The organism is Gemmobacter sp. (assembly GCF_016792925.1).
In the GTDB taxonomy this organism is placed as follows: domain Bacteria; phylum Pseudomonadota; class Alphaproteobacteria; order Rhodobacterales; family Rhodobacteraceae; genus Gemmobacter.
Genome location: NZ_JAEULU010000110.1, coordinates 1 through 17588 on the forward strand (window position 1 = coordinate 1; position 17588 = coordinate 17588).

Sequence of the window (17588 nt, forward strand, 5' to 3'; positions counted from 1 at the left end):
CCCGTTTGCAGAAATTCAGCCATTTTGCCTCTGGTCCCTCAACCAAGTCTTATATCGTCGGTATGCCAAGGGCACCGCAATCGCGCACAGTGACCTCGGCGTCAATGGTGCGGATGCCCTCGGGCAAAGCGGCCGAGATCACATAGACCGCGTCGCCCCGCCATTTGTTTCCGTTCTGCGCCACCGTGGTGCGCACATGGCGCGCAAAGCCGAAGCCCCGGATCAGCGCATATTGGGCGGCGGCGCAGCGACCATAGGCCTCCACATCGCGCTTGGCCCCGGCGTTGCGCATCTCCACCCGGAAATTCACCATGTCGCCATCCAAGAGGATCGTGTCGATCCCCTCATAAACGGCGATGGCGGGGGGGGCATCCCCCCGGTCAGCGCCCGCGCAAGCGGCCAGCACCGCCGAAGCGGTCAGCCAGCCAGCGATGCGCAGGGCCTTTGTCATGCGCTCACTCCGCCGCCAGCGGCGCGTCAATCCGCGCCTTGGCCATGGCTTGCAGCTCGCCCATCAGCGCCGATGCGCGGGCAATCGGGTTGGTCAGGTAGTAGTCCCCCACCGCTTGCCCGAAAGGTGCATTGCCCAAGGTGATGCGCGGCAGGGCGGCGCCCTCGTTCACCGCCACCTCGTCGATGCGGCCCAGATGCGGATGCGCGGCCACGATGCGGGCGCGCAGCTGCGCCAGGCTGTCCCAGGCCAGCGTCGCGCCGATCTCGGCCGACAGCGCGCGCAGGATCGCCCAGTTTTCCTTGGCCTCGCCCGGCGCAAAACCGGCGCGCATCGCCAGTTGCGGGCGGCCCTCGGTGTTCACGAACAAGCCGTTTTCCTCGGTATAGGCGGCACCCGGCAAGATGATGTCGGCGCGATGCGCGCCCCGGTCGCCATGGCTGCCCTGATAGATCACGAAGGCGCCGGCGTCGATCTCGACCTCATCGGCGCCAAGGTTATAGATCACCTCGGCCCCTTCGGTCGCGGCCTTCAGGCCACCTTGCGTGGTGCAGCCCACATCCATCGCGCCCACGCGGGCCGCGGCGCTGTGCAGCACCAGCAGTTTCGCGCCCGCGCCGGTGGCATAGGCCATGGCCTGCGACAAGACCGCCTCGCCATCGGCGCCGGTCAGCGCGCCCTGCCCCACGATCACCAGCGTATCGGGCTTTTCGGTCACCCGGTCCACCAGATTGACCAGGGCGGCGCGATCCGTGCCCATATGCTTGTAATCAAAGGTCAGATCGACCGCTTCGCCGATCAGCCCGATCATCGCGCCATTGGCCCAGGCCTTGCGCAGACGGGCATTCAGCACCGGCGCCTCAAGGCGCGGGTTGGTGCCGATCAGCAGGATGGTCTTTGCGCTGTCAATATCCGCGATGGTGGCATTACCGACATAGGCCGCGCGATTGCCCGCAGGCAGGCGCGCGCCATCCACCCGGCACTCCACCGTGCCGCCCAAGGCTTCCACCAGCGTTTTCAGGCTGTAAGCTGCCTCGACCGGGACCAGATCGCCCACAAGGCCGGTGACTTTCTTGCCGCGCATCGCGGCGGCGGCAGCGGCCAGCGCCTCGGCCCAGCCGGCTTTGCGCAGACGGCCATTCTCGCGGATATAGGGCGTGTCCAGACGCTGACGGCGCAGGCCATCCCAGATGAAGCGCGATTTGTCGCTCAGCCATTCCTCGTTCACGCCATCATGGTTGCGCGGCACGATGCGCATGACTTCGCGGCCCTTGGTGTCGATACGGATGTTGGAGCCAAGCGCATCCATCACGTCGATGCTTTCGGTCTTGGTCAGCTCCCACGGACGTGCGGTGAAAGCATAGGGCTTGGAGGTCAGCGCGCCGACCGGGCAAAGGTCGATGATATTGCCCTGAAGGTTCGAATCCAGCGTCATGTTCAGATAGGAGGTGATCTCGCTATCCTCGCCACGCCCGGTCTGGCCCATCTGGTGAATGCCCGCCACCTCGGTGGTGAAACGGACGCAGCGGGTGCAGCTGATGCAGCGCGTCATCTCGGTCTTGACCAGCGGGCCGAGGTTCAGGTTCTCGCTCGCGCGCTTCGGCTCGCGGTAGCGGCTGAAATCGACGCCATAGGCCATGGCCTGATCTTGCAGGTCGCATTCGCCGCCCTGATCGCAGATCGGGCAATCGAGCGGATGGTTGATGAGCAGGAACTCCATCACCCCTTCACGGGCCTTCTTGACCATGGGCGAGTTGGTCTTGACGACCGGCGGCTGGCCTTCCGGGCCGGGGCGCAGGTCGCGCACCTGCATGGCGCAGCTGGCGGCAGGCTTGGGCGGGCCGCCCACCACTTCCACAAGGCACATCCGGCAGTTGCCCGCAATCGACAGACGCTCGTGGTAGCAAAAGCGCGGGATCTCGATCCCGGCGACTTCGGCGGCCTGAATGATCGTCATCGCGCCGTCGACTTCGACCTCGATGCCGTCGATGATGATTTTCTTGAGGTTGCTCATCGCCTGCGCCCCGTCCTACTTGCGTTTCAGCATGCGGCCAATGGCCGTGCCGGATTTGATTTCCGCCTCGCCCGCCTTGCACAGGCTGGACGGCTTGCGCCCCAGTTGGACGCCATGTTTCGTCTCGAAAGCCTTGACGGCCTCGGCATCAGCCGCAGCCGTTGCCTTGATTTGGTCGGCCAGATCTTTCATCGCATTGAGATCGCGCTGCGCCGGAAGCGCCTGTGCGCGCATGCCCGCCTTGAACGCATCAAGCTCCGCCTGCGCCGCAGGGGTCAGCACCAAGGGGCGACAGCGCGCATCAATATTCGATGCAATCCTGAGGTCTACCGGCGGCATCACCCTCTGCCCCTCGGCCAGGGCCGGTGCAGGCAGCATCGCCAGAGCAAGCAAAACCCACCTCATGCGCAGCCCCCCTCGAACACCCAGGCGCCTTTGGCAAAGCGGCCCACGGCTTGCGGCTGGAAACGGCCCCTTGCCTGCGCGCAGGCCTCTGCCGCCACTGCCTTGGCGCGGCGGCCTTGGTCCATGGCAAAGGGCGAGACGGTGACGGCCAACCCCGGCACAGGCACAGACCCGGCGCGGCTGAGCGCGTGACCCATCGGCCCTGCGCCGACCTGCGCGGCATAGCTGCCCCCCTCATGCGCCACAGCATAGGCACCCGCCAAGGCGGCGCCCTTCTGCGGCGCAGGCGTGCTGACACAGGCCGAAAGGCCCAGTGCAACGCCCGACAGGATGAGGGGGGTGCGGGTCATCGTTACTCTGCCGCCAGGGCGCCCATGCGGCCGGTCTTCTTGGCCTTGATACGGTCCTCGATCTCTTCGCGGTAATGCCGGATCAGGCCCTGGATCGGCCAGGCCGCCGCATCGCCAAGCGCGCAGATCGTGTGGCCTTCGACCTGCTTGGTCACGCTCAGCAGCATGTCGATTTCCTCGACCTCGGCCTCGCCGCGCACCAGACGGTCCATCACGCGATACATCCAGCCGGTGCCTTCGCGGCAGGGGGTGCATTGTCCGCAGCTTTCATGCTTGAAGAATTTGGACAGCCGCCAGATCGCCTTGATGATGTCGGTCTGCTGATCCATCACAATCATGCAGGCCGTGCCGAACGAGGATTGCAGCGCGCGCATGCCGTCATAATCCATGATGGCGTCTTCGCATTTGTCCGCCGGGATCACCGGGCAGGAGGCGCCGCCGGGGATCACCGCCTTCAGGTTCTTCCAGCCGCCGCGCACCCCGCCGCCGTGCTTCTCGATCAGTTCCTTCATCGGGATCGACATGGATTCTTCGATCACGCAAGGCGTGTTCACGTGGCCCGACATGGCAAACAGCTTGACGCCCGCATTGTTGGGGCGGCCGAAACCGGCAAACCACGCGGCCCCACGGCGCAGGATGGTGGGGGCCACCGCGATGGATTCCACGTTGTTCACCGTGGTCGGGCAGCCATAGAGGCCCGAACCCGCCGGGAAAGGCGGCTTCATCCGGGGCATGCCCTTGCGGCCCTCAAGGCTTTCCAGCAGCGCGGTTTCCTCGCCGCAGATATAGGCACCCGCACCGTGATGCAGATAGACATCGAAGGAATAGCCCGATTTGCAGGCATCCTTGCCGATCAGGCCGGCCTCATAGGCCTCGTCGATCGCGGCCTGAAGGGCCTCTTTCTCGCGCACATATTCGCCGCGAATATAGATATAGGCGGCGACCGCATTCATCGCGAAACCGGCGACCAGACAGCCCTCGATCAGCGTATGCGGATCATGGCGCATGATCTCGCGATCCTTGCAGGTCGCGGGCTCGGATTCATCGGCATTCACCACCAGGTAAGACGGGCGGCCATCCGATTGCTTGGGCATGAAGGACCATTTCATGCCGGTGGGGAAACCCGCACCGCCCCGGCCCCGCAGGCCCGAGTCTTTCATGATCTGGATGATGCCGTCGCGGCCAAGCGCCAGCAGGTCGGCGGTCTTGTCCCAATGGCCGCGCGCCATGGCCCCTTTCAGGCTGCGGTCATGCATCCCGTAGAGGTTGGTAAAGATCCGGTCCTGATCCTTCAGCATGTTCTGCCCTCAATTGCCCCGGTGGACGGATTTGTTCCGCCGCCAGATCTGATACGTGACGACCAGCGCCCAGAAGAACGCGGCCAATGCGGCCAGGTCGAACAGGAAGACATAACGGGCCTCGAGCCCCATCTTCCCGCCCAGCCATTGCGCCGCCATCCATGCCAGCATGGTGCCCGCGATGACAAAGGCCACCATCCGCGCGTCGCGCTTCAGGGCCTCGGTCTGGGCAGGCGTGGCGGCCATCGGTGAACCTCAGTAATCGTTGGTCTTGGCGCGCACGAGGAAGGCTTCCATTCCCTCGGTCACGATGATCTTGGCCTGCGCCACCCATTTGTCGCGGCTGACACGGCCCCGGAAGCCTCTCAGGTTGCTGTCCATCCACGCAATCTCGGCAGGCCCCCAGGCGGCGATCTGGTCGAAATGGAAGATGCCAAGCTCCTGGCACAGCTTTTCCAGCGCAGGCCCGATGCCTTCGATGGTTTGCAGCTTGTCGGCGCCGCCCTCGCGCGGCGCGGCAAGCGCCACCGGACGGCTGCCCGCAACCTCTGCCGCCGGGGCCACATCGCCCGTCGCGGTGTTCTGGCCCGGTGCGGCCACGGCCACGCCAGCGGGCGCCTCCACCTTCACCTCGGGCCTGCCGGTGGCCAAAGCCTCGGCCTTCTCGGGAGCAATGCCCTTGGCGGCTGCCGTGGGCGCGGTTTCGGCATTGGCGGCAGGCGCCAGCGATTGCCGCCAAGGCGTCAGCAGCGGCACCTCGGTGCCGTCGATGCGTTTCACGGTATCGCCAATGTCCACAGCCAGTTGCACCGAGGCGTTATACTGGGTGCGGCCGCTTTCATATTGGGTCAGCGCGGTCAGCCCGCTTGCTGGCTCGGACGAGAAGCGCCCGATCTGCGAGCCCGGCGTCGGCACGTCACCGGCGCTGAACTTCGCGATCATTTCGCGCAGACGCGCGGGGCTCAGGTCTTCGTAATAATCCTTGCCGATCTGGGCCATGGGCGCATTGGCGCAGGCGCCAAGGCACTCGACCTCCTCCCACGAGAATTTCCCGTCCGCCGATGGCGTATGGGGATGGGCCGAGATCAGTTCCTTGCAGACCGCGATCAGGTCTTCGGCGCCGCAGATCATGCAGCTGGTCGTGCCGCAAATCTGGATATGGGCCACAGTTCCAACGGGTTGCAGCTGGAACATGAAGTAGAAGGTCGCCACTTCCAGCGCCCGGATATGCGCCAGCCCCAGCATGTCGGCGACATATTGGATCGCCGGGCGGGTCAGCCAGCCCTCCTGCTCCTGCGCGCGGAACAGCAGCGGGATGATGGCCGAGGCCTGACGCCCTTCGGGATATTTGGAAATCTGCCCTTCGGCCCAAGCCAGATTGGCCGGGGTGAAGGCAAAGGAAGCAGGCTGGTCTTTGTGCAGGCGGCGCAGCATTAGCGGTCGATCTCCCCGAACACGACATCCATCGTGCCGATGATGGCGGCCACATCGGCCAGCTGGTGGCCCTTGGCGATGTAGTCCATGGATTGCAGATGCAGGAAGCCCGGCGCGCGCAGCTTGGCGCGGTAAGGCTTGTTGGTGCCATCGGCGACGATATAGACGCCGAATTCGCCCTTGGGCGCCTCGACCGCGGCATAGGCCTCGCCCGCCGGAACGTGGAACCCTTCGGTATAGAGCTTGAAGTGATGGATCAGCGCTTCCATCGAGGTCTTCATGTCGCCGCGCTTGGGCGGGGTCAGCTTGCCGCGCGCCAGCACGTCGCCCTTCTCCACCCGCAGCTTGGCGATGGCCTGATGGATGATCTTCACCGATTCCCGCATTTCCTGCATCCGGCACAGGTAGCGGTCATAGCAGTCGCCATTCTTGCCGACCGGGATCATGAAATCAAATTCATCATAGCATTCATAGGGTTGCGCGCGGCGCAAATCCCATGCGAGGCCCGAGCCGCGCACCATGACGCCCGAATAGCCCCATTTCTGGATGTCATCCTCGGTCACGATGCCAATATCGGCATTGCGCTGCTTGAAGATGCGGTTCTCGGTCAGAAGCCCGTCGATGTCATCCAGCACGCGCGGGAATTCCAGCGCCCATTGCTCGATGTCGTCGATCAGCGCGGGCGGCAGATCCTGGTGAACGCCGCCGGGGCGGAAATTGGCGGGGTGCAGACGGGCGCCGCAGGCGCGCTCGTAGAACACCATCAGCTTTTCGCGTTCCTCAAAGCCCCAGAGCGGCGGCGTCAGCGCGCCCACGTCCATGGCCTGCGTGGTCACGTTCAACAGATGGTTCAGCACGCGGCCAATCTCGGAATACAGCACCCGGATCAGCGAGGCGCGGCGCGGCACCACGGTGCCGGTCAGCTTTTCGATCGCCAGACACCAGGCATGTTCCTGGTTCATCGGCGCCACGTAATCGAGACGGTCCAGATAGGGCAGGTTTTGCAGGTAGGTGCGGCTTTCCATCAGCTTTTCGGTGCCGCGATGCAGCAGGCCGATATGCGGGTCACAGCGTTCGACGATCTCGCCGTCCAGCTCCAGCACCAGACGCAAAACGCCATGCGCTGCGGGGTGTTGCGGCCCGAAGTTGATGTTGAAATTGCGGATCTGCTGCTCGCCCGGCGCCGCGTCGCGGCTGCCGTCGTCATAGGTGTTCACGCGGATGTCGCCGTCCATCTCAGCCCTCCAGACCCGCAGCGGCGCGCTTGGCCGCCAGCCGGTTTGCGAATTTTTCCGTGTCGATCAGCGCGCGCGCATGGCGCCCCTCGCCGATCAGGTCGATCCCGTCATGGGCCGAAACGCGGAAGTCCAGCTTCCGCCCCTCGATGCCCGTCAGCTCTGCCTCGACCGTGACAACCTGCCCCGGCAGGGTGGGCGCCAGATGGCTGAAATCGACATGGATGCCGAGACTGTCCTCATGCCCCTCATAGAAGGGTTTGATCAGCTCGACACAGGCCCATTCCATCAGCCCGGTCATATAGGCCGTGGCGAAGACCGCAGGCATGGCCGGAAACGCCGCCTCCTCCGCGAAGAGGGCGCGCACGGTGTGCCGCCCCTCCACGGTGAAGCGATGCGTGGCCTTGGCCCCGATCTTCAACCCGTCTTTCACTTGGCGGCCCCTTTCTCATCCCCGGGCAGCACATAATGCGCGCCTTCCCAGGGCGAGAGGAAGTCGAACTGCCGGTATTCCTGCACCAGCTTCACCGGCTCATAGACCACGCGCTTCAGCGCCTCGTCATAGCGCACCTCGGTGTAGCCCGTGGTCGGGAAATCCTTGCGCAGCGGATGGCCGCGGAAGCCGTAATCGGTGAGGATGCGGCGCAGGTCCGGGTGGCCCGAGAACAGGATGCCGAACATGTCGAACACTTCGCGCTCGAACCAGTTGGCGCTCTCATGCACCGGGATGATGGAGGGGACCATATCCTCCTCGCGCACGGCGACGCGCAGCCGGATGCGGTGGTTTTGGTACATCGACAGGAAGTGATACACCACGTCGAAACGCGCCGGGCGCTCCGGGTGATCGACCGCCGTGATGTCGACCAGGGTCGAGAATTTGCAGGCCGCGTCGGTTTTCAGGAAATCGACGAAGGACAGCAGATGCGGCAGCGCCACCTCCACCGTCAGCTCGCCAAAAGCGATGGTCGAGGCGACCACGGCCTGAGGGCGCTTTTGCGCCAGATGTTCGGCCAGTTGGGCAAGGGCTTCGGACATATGCGTTTTCCCTCAGCGAACCAGCGTGCCGGTGCGGCGGATTTTCCGCTGCAAGGCCAGAATGCCATACATCAGCGCCTCTGCCGTGGGCGGGCAGCCGGGCACATAGATGTCCACCGGAACCACACGGTCACAGCCGCGCACCACCGAATAGCTGTAATGGTAATAGCCGCCGCCATTGGCGCAGCTGCCCATCGAGATCACATAGCGCGGCTCGGGCATCTGGTCATAGACCTTGCGCAGCGCCGGGGCCATCTTGTTGGTCAGGGTGCCAGCCACGATCATCACATCCGACTGACGCGGGCTTGCGCGCGGCGCGAAGCCGTAACGCTCCACGTCATAGCGCGGCATGGCGGTGTGCATCATCTCCACCGCGCAGCAGGCAAGGCCAAAGGTCATCCAGTGCAGCGAGCCGGTGCGCGCCCAGTTGATGATGTCCTCGGTGGTGGTCAGCAGGAACCCCTTGTCCTGCAAATCGCGGTTCATCGCGGCCAGACCTGCATCCAGATCATTGGCCGCATGGTTCGCAGAAGTGCTCACGCCCATTCCAGCGCCCCTTTCTTCCATTCATAGGCAAAGCCCACGGTCAGAACGCCCAGGAACACCATCATCGACCAGAAGCCCACCATCGACATCTCGCCAAAGGCCACAGCCCAGGGGAAGAGGAAGGCCACCTCAAGGTCAAAGATGATGAACAGGATCGACACGAGGTAGAAGCGCACGTCGAATTTCATCCGGGCGTCGTCAAAGGCGTTGAACCCGCATTCGTAAGCCGAGACCTTTTCCGGGTCGGGGCTGCGCACGGCCAGCACGAGGGCCGCGATGATCAGCACAAGGCCGAGGCCGACGGCAAGTGCCAGAAAGATGAGAATGGGAAGGTATTCTCGGAGAAGTCCGTCCACGAGTGGCTCCTTCGGCTGGCGGCAAAGGCGAGGGACGCCCGGCGCGCGCGGATCGTTGCTGAGTTCCGTTTACTCCCGCCCATGGGCGGGGTCAACCAAAGGCGGCGCGAAAAAGCACTGCGAATGCCGTGATTTCACAGGCCGTATACCACTGCATACGAAGATTTTCTGCGCCAGCGACATCGCACGCAGCAGAAAACAGCAGCGGCGCTAATCTGACGGAATCTCTCGGGTTTAACCGAGAAAATCTGTCGGATTTCAGCCGCAGGGCGTCGCCCCAGCCCTTACCGCACCCAATCGGGTTTGCGCTTGCCGAAGAAGGCGGCGATGCCCTCGGCGGCCTCGGGGCTCTCCCAGCGGGCGACAAGACGGTCGATGGTGGCGTCGATCAGCGGGCGCTCCAGGGGCGGGGCAAGCATGGCGACCAGGGCCTTGGCCTCGGCCACCGCGCCGGGGGCGCAGGCGAGGAAAGGCGCCACCTCGGCCTCCACCGCCGCATCCAGATCGGCGGCAGGCACGACCTGCGCCAACAGGCCGATGCGATGGGCCTCGGTGGCGTCAAACAGCCGGGCCGAGAGGAAATGCCGCCGCGCCGCCGCCGCGCCGATGCGCGCCACCACGTAAGGCGAGATAGTGGCAGGGATCAGGCCCAGCTTCGTCTCGGTCAGGCCGAACTTCGCCTCGGGCACGCCAATGCACAGATCGCAAACCGCCATCATGCCGATGCCGCCACCATAGGCCTGGCCCTGCACCCGCCCGATCAGGGGTTTCGGCAGGGAATCAAGGGCTTGCAGCATCAGTGCCAAAGCCGTGGCGCCGTCGCGGCGCGTCCCGGCATCGGCGTCTATCTGCGATTTCATCCAAGCGAGGTCGCCCCCGGCACAAAAGCTGGCCCCTGCCCCGGTCAGCACCACGACCCGCACGCCGGGATCGGCGCCAAGCTGCCGGGCGGCCTCGGTCAGCTCGGCGATCATCTGCGCCGACAGGGTATTGTGCTTGTCGGGCCGGTTCAGAACCAGCGTGGCCACGCCGCGCGGATCGGTGGAGAGGGTCAGGGTCTCGAACATCGCGGGCCTCAAATATGCTGAGCGGTTCAGGATAAGGGGTCGATTTTTCGACGAAAAATCGCGTCACCCCCGGCGGAGGCCGCGCGCCATGGCGGCGGCTTGCGAAAGCAGTGCGGGATCGAGGCCGGTGCTATAGCCCAGGTCGGCCAGACGCGCCGCCACGGCTTCGGTTGCGACATTGCCCGCCGCCCCCGGCGCATAGGGGCAGCCGCCCAAGCCCCCCACGGCGGCATCAAAGACCCGCAGGCCAAGTGCCAGAGATTGCTCGATATTTTCCAGCGCGCGCCCCTTGGTATCATGATAATGCCCGGCGAGTTGGGCGGCGGGCAGCTCGGCCAGCACGGCCTCCAGCATGGCGCGGATGGTTTGCGGCGTGCCGTGGCCGATCGTGTCACCAAGGCTGATCTCATAGCAACCCATGTCGCGTAAGGCGGCGGCGACGCGAGCGACCTGGGCGGGCGGGGTCGGGCCGTCAAAGGGGCAATCGGTCACCACCGAGACATAGCCGCGCAGGGGCATGCCATCGGCGCGGGCGGCTTCGGCCACTGGCGCGAAGCGCTCAAGGCTTTGAGAAATCGAGCAATTCAGGTTGGCCTGGCTGAAGCCTTCGGAGGCGGAGGCGAAGATCGCCACCTCATCGGCGCGAGCGGCGCGGGCGGCCTCATAGCCCTTGAGGTTGGGGGTCAGGGCGGCATAGCGCAGGCCGGGCGCGCGGGCGATGCCGGCCAGCACCTCGGCCGCATCGGCCATTTGCGGCACCCATTTGGGCGAAACGAAGCTGGTGACCTCGATCCGGCGAAAGCCGATGGAAGACAAGAGGTTGACCAGTGCGATTTTCTCGGCGGCCGGGATCAGGCGCTTCTCGTTTTGCAGCCCGTCGCGCGGGCCCATCTCGAAGATGTCAACAAAATCAGACATTTGGGATCTCGTAAAACGCGCGGGTATAAAGCGTGTCGGCCCCGGCGCGGGCCATGGCGCGCGCATGGGCCGGGCGGGCTTCCATGGCCTCGGCATAGGCCGACAGGTGGGGATAACCGGCGCGCGGCACGAAGCGGAACACGGCGGGGATGTTGAAGCCCAGCATCACATCGGCGCCAGAAAAGCCAGATGGCAGAAGGGTTTGCCGGTCGGCCAGCGCGGTTTCCATCAGCGCCATCGTGACTTCCAGCCGCTTGGTCAGCAGCTTCATCAGCACGGGCGAGCGGGCCTCGACCGGGCGGAGGAAGATGTGCTGGATGTTCAACTGCTCCAGAATGGGCCCCTGGGTCTCGGCGAAATGGAGCCATTCGAGGAAACGGGGGCGTTCGGGCGCGGTGACGGCGGGGGAAAGCCCTGAGTCGGGGTGGCGTTCCAGCAGGGTTTGCAGGATCGCGCCGCTCTCGGAGATGGTTAACCCGTCCCATTCCAGCACCGGGATCCGGCCCATGGGCGAGAGGGCGCGGAAGGCGGCGCTGCGGGTGGAGCCGTCATCGAGGCGCCAGAACTGCACCTCATAATCCAGCCCCAATTCCTCGAGCAGCCACAAGATGCGGAAGCTGCGGGCGCCCGGAACGTGATGCAGGCGGATCATGCGGCGCCCTCCTCGGCCAGCAGGATCAGCGCGGCGCCCGCCTCGACCTGAGCGCCCGGTGCGGTCAGAATTTCGGCAATCACCCCGTCGCGGGCGGCGGTGAGCGTGTGTTCCATCTTCATCGCCTCGAGGATCGCCAGACGGTCGCCCGCCTGCACCGCCTGCCCCGGCGTGACGAAAACCGCCTTCACCAGCCCCGGCATGGGCGAGAGCGTGGCATTGCCCGCAGCCCCGGCGGCCGCCTCGCGCGCCAGCGGATCGACGGGGGTGAAGCTAAAACATTGTCCGTTTTCAAAGACATGCAGGGCATCGCCGGTGCGGATCACGGGAAGGCGCGGCGCAGAATGCTCGGCCCCCTCCAGCCTGATCAGCGGCGCGCCATCGCGCAAGATCAGGGTGGCATGGGTCACCTCGCCCTCCCGCTCCACCGCGATGGCGCGGTGCAGGGGCGCCCAGAGGGTGAAGCCCGGAAGTGTAACGGGCTGGACAGTTTGCCCCCCGGAAACCGGCGAAAGAGTAACGGGAGATACGCTTTCGCCGGGCAGCGCGGCGCCGGGGGTAACGGGCGATACACTTGCCAGCAGCGCCGCCACTTTCACGGCTTGCGAGGGGGCCTGGGGGGTGACCAGCGTGGCCAGATCGCGCTCGATGAGGCCGGTATCCACGTCACCCGTGGCAAAGCCCGGATGGCGGGCCAGCGCGCCGAGGAAGGCGAGGTTGGTGACGGTGCCCGCCACCTGCGTCTGTTCCAGCGCGCGGGAAAGTTGCTGCAACGCAGCGGCGCGGGTCGGGCCATGGACGATGACCTTGGCGATCATCGGGTCATACCACGGGCTGACCCAATCGCCGCTGCGCACGCCAGTGTCGGAACGGCAGCCCGGCGGGAAGGCCAGATGCGCCAGCCGCCCGGTGGCGGGCAGAAAGCCTGCGGGCACGTCTTCGGCATAGAGCCGAGCCTCGAAGGCGTGGCCGGTCAGGGCAAGCTGGTCTTGCCGCAGGGGCAGCGGCTCGCCCGAGGCGACGCGGAGTTGCCATTCCACCAGATCGGTGCCGGTGACCGCCTCGGTCACCGGGTGTTCGACTTGCAGCCGGGTGTTCATCTCCATGAACCAGAAGCGGTCGGGGCGCAGGCCTTCGGAGGCATCCACGATGAATTCGATGGTGCCGGCCCCCTTGTAGCGAATCGCGCGGGCGGCGCGCACGGCGGCCTCGCCCATGGCGGCGCGCATCTCGGCGGGCATGCCGGGGGCCGGGGCTTCCTCGATGACCTTCTGGTGGCGGCGCTGAAGCGAGCAGTCCCGCTCGAACAGGTGGACGGCATCCGTGCCGTCGCCAAAGACCTGCACCTCGATATGGCGGGGCTTTTCGACATATTTCTCGATCAGCACGGCGTCATTGCCAAAGGCGGTGGCGGCCTCGCCCTGCGCCGAGGCGAGGGCGTCGGCAAAATCTTCTGCGCGGGTCACCTTGCGCATGCCCTTGCCGCCGCCCCCCGCCACGGCCTTGATCAGGACCGGGTAGCCGATCTGGGTGGCTTGATCCGCGAGGAAGGCGGGGTCTTGCTGGCTGCCGTGATAGCCGGGCACCACGGGCACGCCTGCCTGCGACATCAGGGCCTTGGCGGCATCCTTGAGGCCCATGGCGCGGATCGCCTGACCGGAGGGGCCGATGAAGGTGAGGCCTGCGGCCTCGACCGCATCGACGAAATCGGGGTTTTCCGAAAGGAAACCATAGCCGGGATGGATGGCCTGCGCCCCCGTGGCGAGGGCGGCTGCGATGACCGCCTCGCCGCGCAGATAGCTGTCGCGCGGGGCCGGGCCGCCGATGGCCACGGCCTCGTCGGCCACGGCGACATGGCGGGCCTGGGCATCGGCGGAGGAATGGACCGCGACGGTCGCCACGCCCAGACGGCGGGCGGTGGCGATGATGCGGCAGGCGATCTCGCCCCGGTTGGCGATGAGGATTTTCTGGAACATGTCAGACCTGCGATGCGGGACGGGAGCTTGGGGGGCTGTCTGCCCCCCATGGGGCCTGCGGCCCCGCCCCCCGAGGATATTTTTGAACAGATGAAAGGGGGTGGTGGCTCATGAGGGTTACATGCGGAAGACACCGAACCTTGTGGGTTCGATCGGGGCGTTGAGCGCGGCGGAGAGCGAGAGGGCGAGGGTTGCCCGTGTCTTGCGCGGATCGATGATGCCGTCATCCCAGAGCCGGGCCGAGGCGTAGAGCGGGTGGCTTTGACGCTCGAACATCTCGATGGTGGGGCGTTTGAACTCGGCCTCTGCCTCGGCTGACCAGGTGCCGCCTGCGCGCTCGATCCCGTCGCGTTTGACGGTGGCGAGGACGCCCGCCGCCTGTTCGCCGCCCATCACCGAGATGCGGCTGTTCGGCCATGTCCAGAGGAAGCGGGGTTGGTAGGCCCGCCCCGCCATGCCGTAATTCCCGGCGCCGAAGCTGCCGCCGACCAGCAGGGTGATTTTTGGCACATTGGTGGCGGCGACGGCGGTGACCATCTTGGCGCCGTGGCGGGCGATGCCCTCGTTTTCGTACTTGCGGCCCACCATGAAGCCGGTGATGTTTTGCAGGAAAACCAGCGGGATATTGCGCTGGCTGCACAGTTCGACGAAATGCGCGCCCTTGATCGCCGCCTCGGAGAACAGCACGCCGTTATTGGCGACGATGCCGACGGGGCAGCCCATCACATGCGCAAAGCCGGTGACGAGGGTTTCGCCGAAGCGCGGTTTGAATTCGTCAAAGCGCGAGCCATCGGTGAGGCGGGCGATGACCTCGCGGATGTCATAGGGCGTGCGCAGATCGCCCGGCACCACGCCGAGGATCTCCTCGGGGTCATAGGCCGGGTCTTCGGGAGATTGCCATTGCACGGTCGCGGGGCGGCTGCGGTTCAGGTGACCCAGCGCCCGGCGGGCAAGCGCGAGGGCGTGGGCGTCATCCTCGGCCAGATAATCGGCCACGCCCGACAGGCGGGTATGCACATCGCCGCCGCCAAGCTCTTCGGCGCTGACCACCTCGCCCGTGGCGGCCTTCACCAAGGGGGGGCCTGCGAGGAAGATGGTGCCCTGGTCGCGCACGATGATGGTGACATCCGACATGGCGGGCACATAGGCCCCCCCTGCGGTGCAGGAGCCCATGACCACGGCGATTTGCGGGATGCCTGCCGCGCTCATCCGCGCCTGGTTGTAGAAGATGCGGCCAAAGTGATCGCGGTCGGGGAAAACCTCATCCTGATTGGGCAGGTTGGCGCCGCCGCTATCCACCAGATAGACGCAAGGCAGCGCGCATTCCTGTGCGATTTCCTGTGCGCGCAGGTGTTTCTTGACGGTCATCGGGTAATAGGTGCCGCCCTTCACGGTGGCATCGTTGCAGACCACCATGACCTCTTGCCCCTGCACCCGGCCAATGCCCGCGATGACCCCGGCGCAGGGCGCCGCGCCGTCATAAAGACCATGCGCCGCCGTGGCGCCGATCTCCAGAAAGGGCGAGCCGGGGTCCAGAAGGCCCGCCACCCGGTCGCGCGGGGCCAGCTTGCCGCGCGCGATATGGCGGGCCATGGCGGCCTCGCCCCCGCCTGCGGCGGCAAGGGCGGCGGCCTCGGCCACGGTGTCGAGCATGGCCAGATGCGCGGCGCGATTGGCCTTGAAACTGTCAGAGCCGGTGAGGATGCGGGAGGTGAGTTTCATGGGCGGCGGTCCTTACTGGCCAGGCGGGGTAGCGGCCGGGTGCGGATGGGTTTCGGAACGGAGGGCCGGCCCGGAGGCTCCGGCTTCCTGGCGGTGCTGGTGGCAGGCCGGGTCTTCGCCGCCCGGCGCGCGGGTCATGCGGTTGCCCGGCGCGCGGGCCCGGCGGCCCGCCGGGGCGGCGAGAGACGCGGCGAGAGGGGCGGGAATGATGTATCTCATCTGCACGTTTTCAATATATTTCAACGGTTTGCGCGCCAGAATGTCGCAAGCGAAACCATGGCGTTTTTGACCTGCGTCAAGGTTTGCCCCGGCGATTGCGGGCCATGGTCGCGCCGTTACATCCCCGGCAATCAACCTGAGAGAAGACCGATGAAGACAATCGCCCTTGCCCTGCTGGCCTCTGCTGCCCTCGCTGCCCCTGCTTTTGCCCAATCGGCGGGCGAGATGACGTTGGGCCTTGGCCTTGGCTTCGTGAACCCGAAATCCGACAATGGCACCGTGGCCGGGGGCGCCACGGTGATCGACAGCAATGCCCGCCCGACTGTCACCTTTGAGTATTTCATCCGCGACAATCTGGGCGTGGAGCTGCTGGCCGCCCTGCCCTTCAAGCATGACATCAACGTGGGCGGCGCGAAAGCGGGCGTGACCAAGCATCTGCCGCCCACCCTGTCGCTGAACTATCACTTCCCGACCGGCGGCGCGATCACGCCCTTTGTGGGCCTTGGCGTGAATTACACCGTGTTCTTTGAAGACCGCTCGCCCCTGGGCGATCTGAAGATCGACAACAGCTGGGGTCTGGCCGCCCATCTGGGCATGGATTACGCGATCAGCGAGACGGGCGCGGTGCGGATGGACCTGCGCTATATCGACATTGACAGCGATGTGAAGCTGAACGGTGCCAAGGTGGGCCGGGTGGAGGTGGACCCGCTGGTGGCCGGGGTGTCTTACGTCATGAAGTTCTGAGCCTTCCGCGCGGAAAGCGGTGGCAGGGTGTGGGGTCTCCCCGCACCCTTTTTGCGGTCTGGCGCTCATGCCTGCGCCATCAGCTCGCGGCCGATCAACATGCGGCGAATCTCCGAGGTGCCGGCGCCGATCTCCATCAGCTTGGCATCGCGGAACAGGCGGCTGACGGTGGAATCGTTCAGGAACCCGGCCCCGCCCAGCGCCTGCACCGCCTGATGCGCCTGCACCATGGCCTGTTCGCTGGCGTAAAGCACGCAACCGGCGGCATCGGCACGGGTGACCTCGCCCCGGTCGCAGGCGCGGGCGGCCTCATAGACATAGGCGCGGGCCGAATTCAGCGCGACATACATATCGGCGATCTTGGCCTGCATCAGTTGGAAATTGCCAATGGGTTGTCCGAATTGCTGGCGGGTTTGCGCATAGGGCAGCACCTCGTCGAGACAGGCGGCGATGATGCCGGTGCCAATGCCCGACAGCACGACGCGTTCGTAATCGAGGCCCGACATGAGGACGCGCACGCCCTTGCCCTCGCTGCCCAGAACATTCTCGAACGGAACTTCACAATTGTCGAAGACCAGCTCGCCGGTGTTCGATCCGCGCATGCCCAGCTTGTCGAAATGCGGGCTGGTGGTGAAACCCTTGAAGCCGCGCTCGATGATGAAGGCGGTGATGCCCTTGGCCCCGGCCTCCGGGTCGGTCTTGGCATAGACGATCAGCGTATCGGCGTCGGGGCCATTGGTGATCCAGTATTTCGAGCCGTTCAGCACGTAATAGCCGTTGCGCTTTTCGGCGCGGAGCTTCATCGACACCACATCCGACCCGGCGCCGGGCTCCGACATGGCCAGCGCGCCGACATGCTCGCCCGAGACGAGGCCGGGCAGGTATTTCGCCTTTTGCTCGGCGCTGCCATTCAGCTTCATCTGGTTGACACAAAGGTTGGAATGGGCGCCGTAAGACAGGCTGATCGAGGCAGAGGCGCGGGCGATCTCCTCGGTGGCGATGACATGGGCCAGATAGCCCATCCCGGCCCCGCCATACTCCTCGGAGACGGTGATGCCCAGAAGGCCGAGGCTGCCCATCTCGCGCCAGAGATCGGCGGGGAACACATTGTCCCGGTCCACCTGCGCCGCGATGGGCTTCACCCGCTCCTGCGCCCAGGCGTGAAC

Annotated in this window: 19 protein-coding genes; 1 reads left to right on the plus strand and 18 read right to left on the minus strand. The window is 65.6% G+C overall.

The annotated features are described in order from the left end of the window. Positions 1–49: 49 nt before the first annotated feature. From JNN06_RS05680 to JNN06_RS05760, 17 genes are all read right to left on the minus strand, one after another. Positions 50–451 (minus strand): hypothetical protein, encoded by a 402-nt coding sequence (locus JNN06_RS05680; RefSeq protein WP_291238627.1) that lies wholly within the window; start codon positions 449–451, stop codon positions 50–52. Positions 452–455: 4 nt separating this feature from the next. After that, entirely contained in the window at positions 456–2465 is a 2010-nt protein-coding gene (gene nuoG / locus JNN06_RS05685) for an NADH-quinone oxidoreductase subunit NuoG (RefSeq protein WP_291238628.1), read from the minus strand. Positions 2466–2480: 15 nt separating this feature from the next. Further along, a complete protein-coding gene (locus tag JNN06_RS05690; protein ID WP_291238629.1) occupies positions 2481–2870 on the minus strand; it encodes a DUF5333 family protein in 390 nt (129 codons plus the stop codon). Next, complete coding sequence (locus JNN06_RS05695; protein WP_291238630.1) at positions 2867–3220, minus strand: hypothetical protein; 354 nt, start codon at positions 3218–3220, stop codon at positions 2867–2869. Before JNN06_RS05695 ends, JNN06_RS05690 begins: the two co-directional genes overlap by 4 nt. A 2-nt stretch (positions 3221–3222) precedes the next feature. Next, positions 3223–4518 (minus strand): NADH-quinone oxidoreductase subunit NuoF, encoded by a 1296-nt coding sequence (gene nuoF / locus JNN06_RS05700; protein ID WP_291238631.1) that lies wholly within the window; start codon positions 4516–4518, stop codon positions 3223–3225. A gap of 9 nt (positions 4519–4527) precedes the next feature. Continuing rightward, a complete protein-coding gene (locus JNN06_RS05705; protein ID WP_291238632.1) occupies positions 4528–4764 on the minus strand; it encodes a DUF5337 domain-containing protein in 237 nt (78 codons plus the stop codon). 9 nt (positions 4765–4773) lie between these two features. After that, a complete protein-coding gene (locus tag JNN06_RS05710) occupies positions 4774–5952 on the minus strand; it encodes an NADH-quinone oxidoreductase subunit E (protein ID WP_291238633.1) in 1179 nt (392 codons plus the stop codon). After that, positions 5952–7187, minus strand: coding sequence for an NADH-quinone oxidoreductase subunit D (locus tag JNN06_RS05715; RefSeq protein WP_291238634.1), 1236 nt, complete (start codon positions 7185–7187; stop codon positions 5952–5954). Before JNN06_RS05715 ends, JNN06_RS05710 begins: the two co-directional genes overlap by 1 nt. Before the next feature lies 1 nt (position 7188). Beyond that, a complete protein-coding gene (locus tag JNN06_RS05720; protein WP_291238635.1) occupies positions 7189–7620 on the minus strand; it encodes a thioesterase family protein in 432 nt (143 codons plus the stop codon). After that, positions 7617–8222, minus strand: coding sequence for an NADH-quinone oxidoreductase subunit C (locus JNN06_RS05725; RefSeq protein ID WP_291238636.1), 606 nt, complete (start codon positions 8220–8222; stop codon positions 7617–7619). The genes JNN06_RS05720 and JNN06_RS05725 overlap by 4 nt, the downstream gene beginning before the upstream one ends. Positions 8223–8234: 12 nt before the next feature. Then, positions 8235–8768 (minus strand): NADH-quinone oxidoreductase subunit B family protein, encoded by a 534-nt coding sequence (locus JNN06_RS05730; RefSeq protein ID WP_149142562.1) that lies wholly within the window; start codon positions 8766–8768, stop codon positions 8235–8237. Beyond that, entirely contained in the window at positions 8759–9124 is a 366-nt protein-coding gene (locus JNN06_RS05735) for an NADH-quinone oxidoreductase subunit A (RefSeq protein ID WP_291238637.1), read from the minus strand. Before JNN06_RS05735 ends, JNN06_RS05730 begins: the two co-directional genes overlap by 10 nt. A gap of 284 nt (positions 9125–9408) precedes the next feature. Then, the gene (locus JNN06_RS05740; protein ID WP_291238638.1) at positions 9409–10191 is read right to left on the minus strand and encodes a crotonase/enoyl-CoA hydratase family protein; all 783 of its coding nucleotides are present in this window, start codon (positions 10189–10191) and stop codon (positions 9409–9411) included. A gap of 63 nt (positions 10192–10254) precedes the next feature. Further along, the gene (locus JNN06_RS05745; RefSeq protein ID WP_291238639.1) at positions 10255–11109 is read right to left on the minus strand and encodes a hydroxymethylglutaryl-CoA lyase; all 855 of its coding nucleotides are present in this window, start codon (positions 11107–11109) and stop codon (positions 10255–10257) included. Continuing rightward, positions 11102–11761, minus strand: a complete 660-nt coding sequence (locus tag JNN06_RS05750) for a glutathione S-transferase family protein (RefSeq protein WP_291238640.1) — start codon at positions 11759–11761, stop codon at positions 11102–11104. The genes JNN06_RS05745 and JNN06_RS05750 overlap by 8 nt, the downstream gene beginning before the upstream one ends. Continuing rightward, positions 11758–13737: a biotin carboxylase N-terminal domain-containing protein gene (locus JNN06_RS05755; protein ID WP_291238641.1), complete on the minus strand. Its 1980-nt coding sequence runs from the start codon at positions 13735–13737 to the stop codon at positions 11758–11760. The genes JNN06_RS05750 and JNN06_RS05755 overlap by 4 nt, the downstream gene beginning before the upstream one ends. A 117-nt stretch (positions 13738–13854) precedes the next feature. Further along, positions 13855–15459: a carboxyl transferase domain-containing protein gene (locus JNN06_RS05760; protein WP_291238642.1), complete on the minus strand. Its 1605-nt coding sequence runs from the start codon at positions 15457–15459 to the stop codon at positions 13855–13857. Between the two features lie 369 nt (positions 15460–15828). On the opposite strand from JNN06_RS05760, the gene JNN06_RS05765 reads away from it, so the two are divergent. Continuing rightward, complete coding sequence (locus JNN06_RS05765) at positions 15829–16422, plus strand: OmpW family outer membrane protein (RefSeq protein ID WP_291238643.1); 594 nt, start codon at positions 15829–15831, stop codon at positions 16420–16422. A 65-nt stretch (positions 16423–16487) separates the two neighbouring features. Here the strand turns inward: JNN06_RS05765 and JNN06_RS05770 are convergent. Next, positions 16488–17588: isovaleryl-CoA dehydrogenase (locus JNN06_RS05770; protein ID WP_291238644.1), on the minus strand; the 1101-nt coding region annotated here is incomplete at its 5' end.

Coding starts and splice junctions, on each gene's coding strand:
- JNN06_RS05755 (WP_291238641.1), bottom strand. CDS start 13,737: ATGTTCCAGAAAATCCTCATCGCCAACCGGGGCGAGATCGCCTGCCGC.
- JNN06_RS05680 (WP_291238627.1), bottom strand. CDS start 451: ATGACAAAGGCCCTGCGCATCGCTGGCTGGCTGACCGCTTCGGCGGTG.
- JNN06_RS05690 (WP_291238629.1), bottom strand. CDS start 2,870: ATGAGGTGGGTTTTGCTTGCTCTGGCGATGCTGCCTGCACCGGCCCTG.
- JNN06_RS05760 (WP_291238642.1), bottom strand. CDS start 15,459: ATGAAACTCACCTCCCGCATCCTCACCGGCTCTGACAGTTTCAAGGCC.
- JNN06_RS05750 (WP_291238640.1), bottom strand. CDS start 11,761: ATGATCCGCCTGCATCACGTTCCGGGCGCCCGCAGCTTCCGCATCTTG.
- JNN06_RS05725 (WP_291238636.1), bottom strand. CDS start 8,222: ATGTCCGAAGCCCTTGCCCAACTGGCCGAACATCTGGCGCAAAAGCGC.
- JNN06_RS05705 (WP_291238632.1), bottom strand. CDS start 4,764: ATGGCCGCCACGCCTGCCCAGACCGAGGCCCTGAAGCGCGACGCGCGG.
- JNN06_RS05765 (WP_291238643.1), top strand. CDS start 15,829: ATGAAGACAATCGCCCTTGCCCTGCTGGCCTCTGCTGCCCTCGCTGCC.
- JNN06_RS05740 (WP_291238638.1), bottom strand. CDS start 10,191: ATGTTCGAGACCCTGACCCTCTCCACCGATCCGCGCGGCGTGGCCACG.
- nuoF (WP_291238631.1), bottom strand. CDS start 4,518: ATGCTGAAGGATCAGGACCGGATCTTTACCAACCTCTACGGGATGCAT.
- JNN06_RS05745 (WP_291238639.1), bottom strand. CDS start 11,109: ATGTCTGATTTTGTTGACATCTTCGAGATGGGCCCGCGCGACGGGCTG.
- nuoG (WP_291238628.1), bottom strand. CDS start 2,465: ATGAGCAACCTCAAGAAAATCATCATCGACGGCATCGAGGTCGAAGTC.
- JNN06_RS05710 (WP_291238633.1), bottom strand. CDS start 5,952: ATGCTGCGCCGCCTGCACAAAGACCAGCCTGCTTCCTTTGCCTTCACC.
- JNN06_RS05695 (WP_291238630.1), bottom strand. CDS start 3,220: ATGACCCGCACCCCCCTCATCCTGTCGGGCGTTGCACTGGGCCTTTCG.
- JNN06_RS05730 (WP_149142562.1), bottom strand. CDS start 8,768: ATGGGCGTGAGCACTTCTGCGAACCATGCGGCCAATGATCTGGATGCA.
- JNN06_RS05715 (WP_291238634.1), bottom strand. CDS start 7,187: ATGGACGGCGACATCCGCGTGAACACCTATGACGACGGCAGCCGCGAC.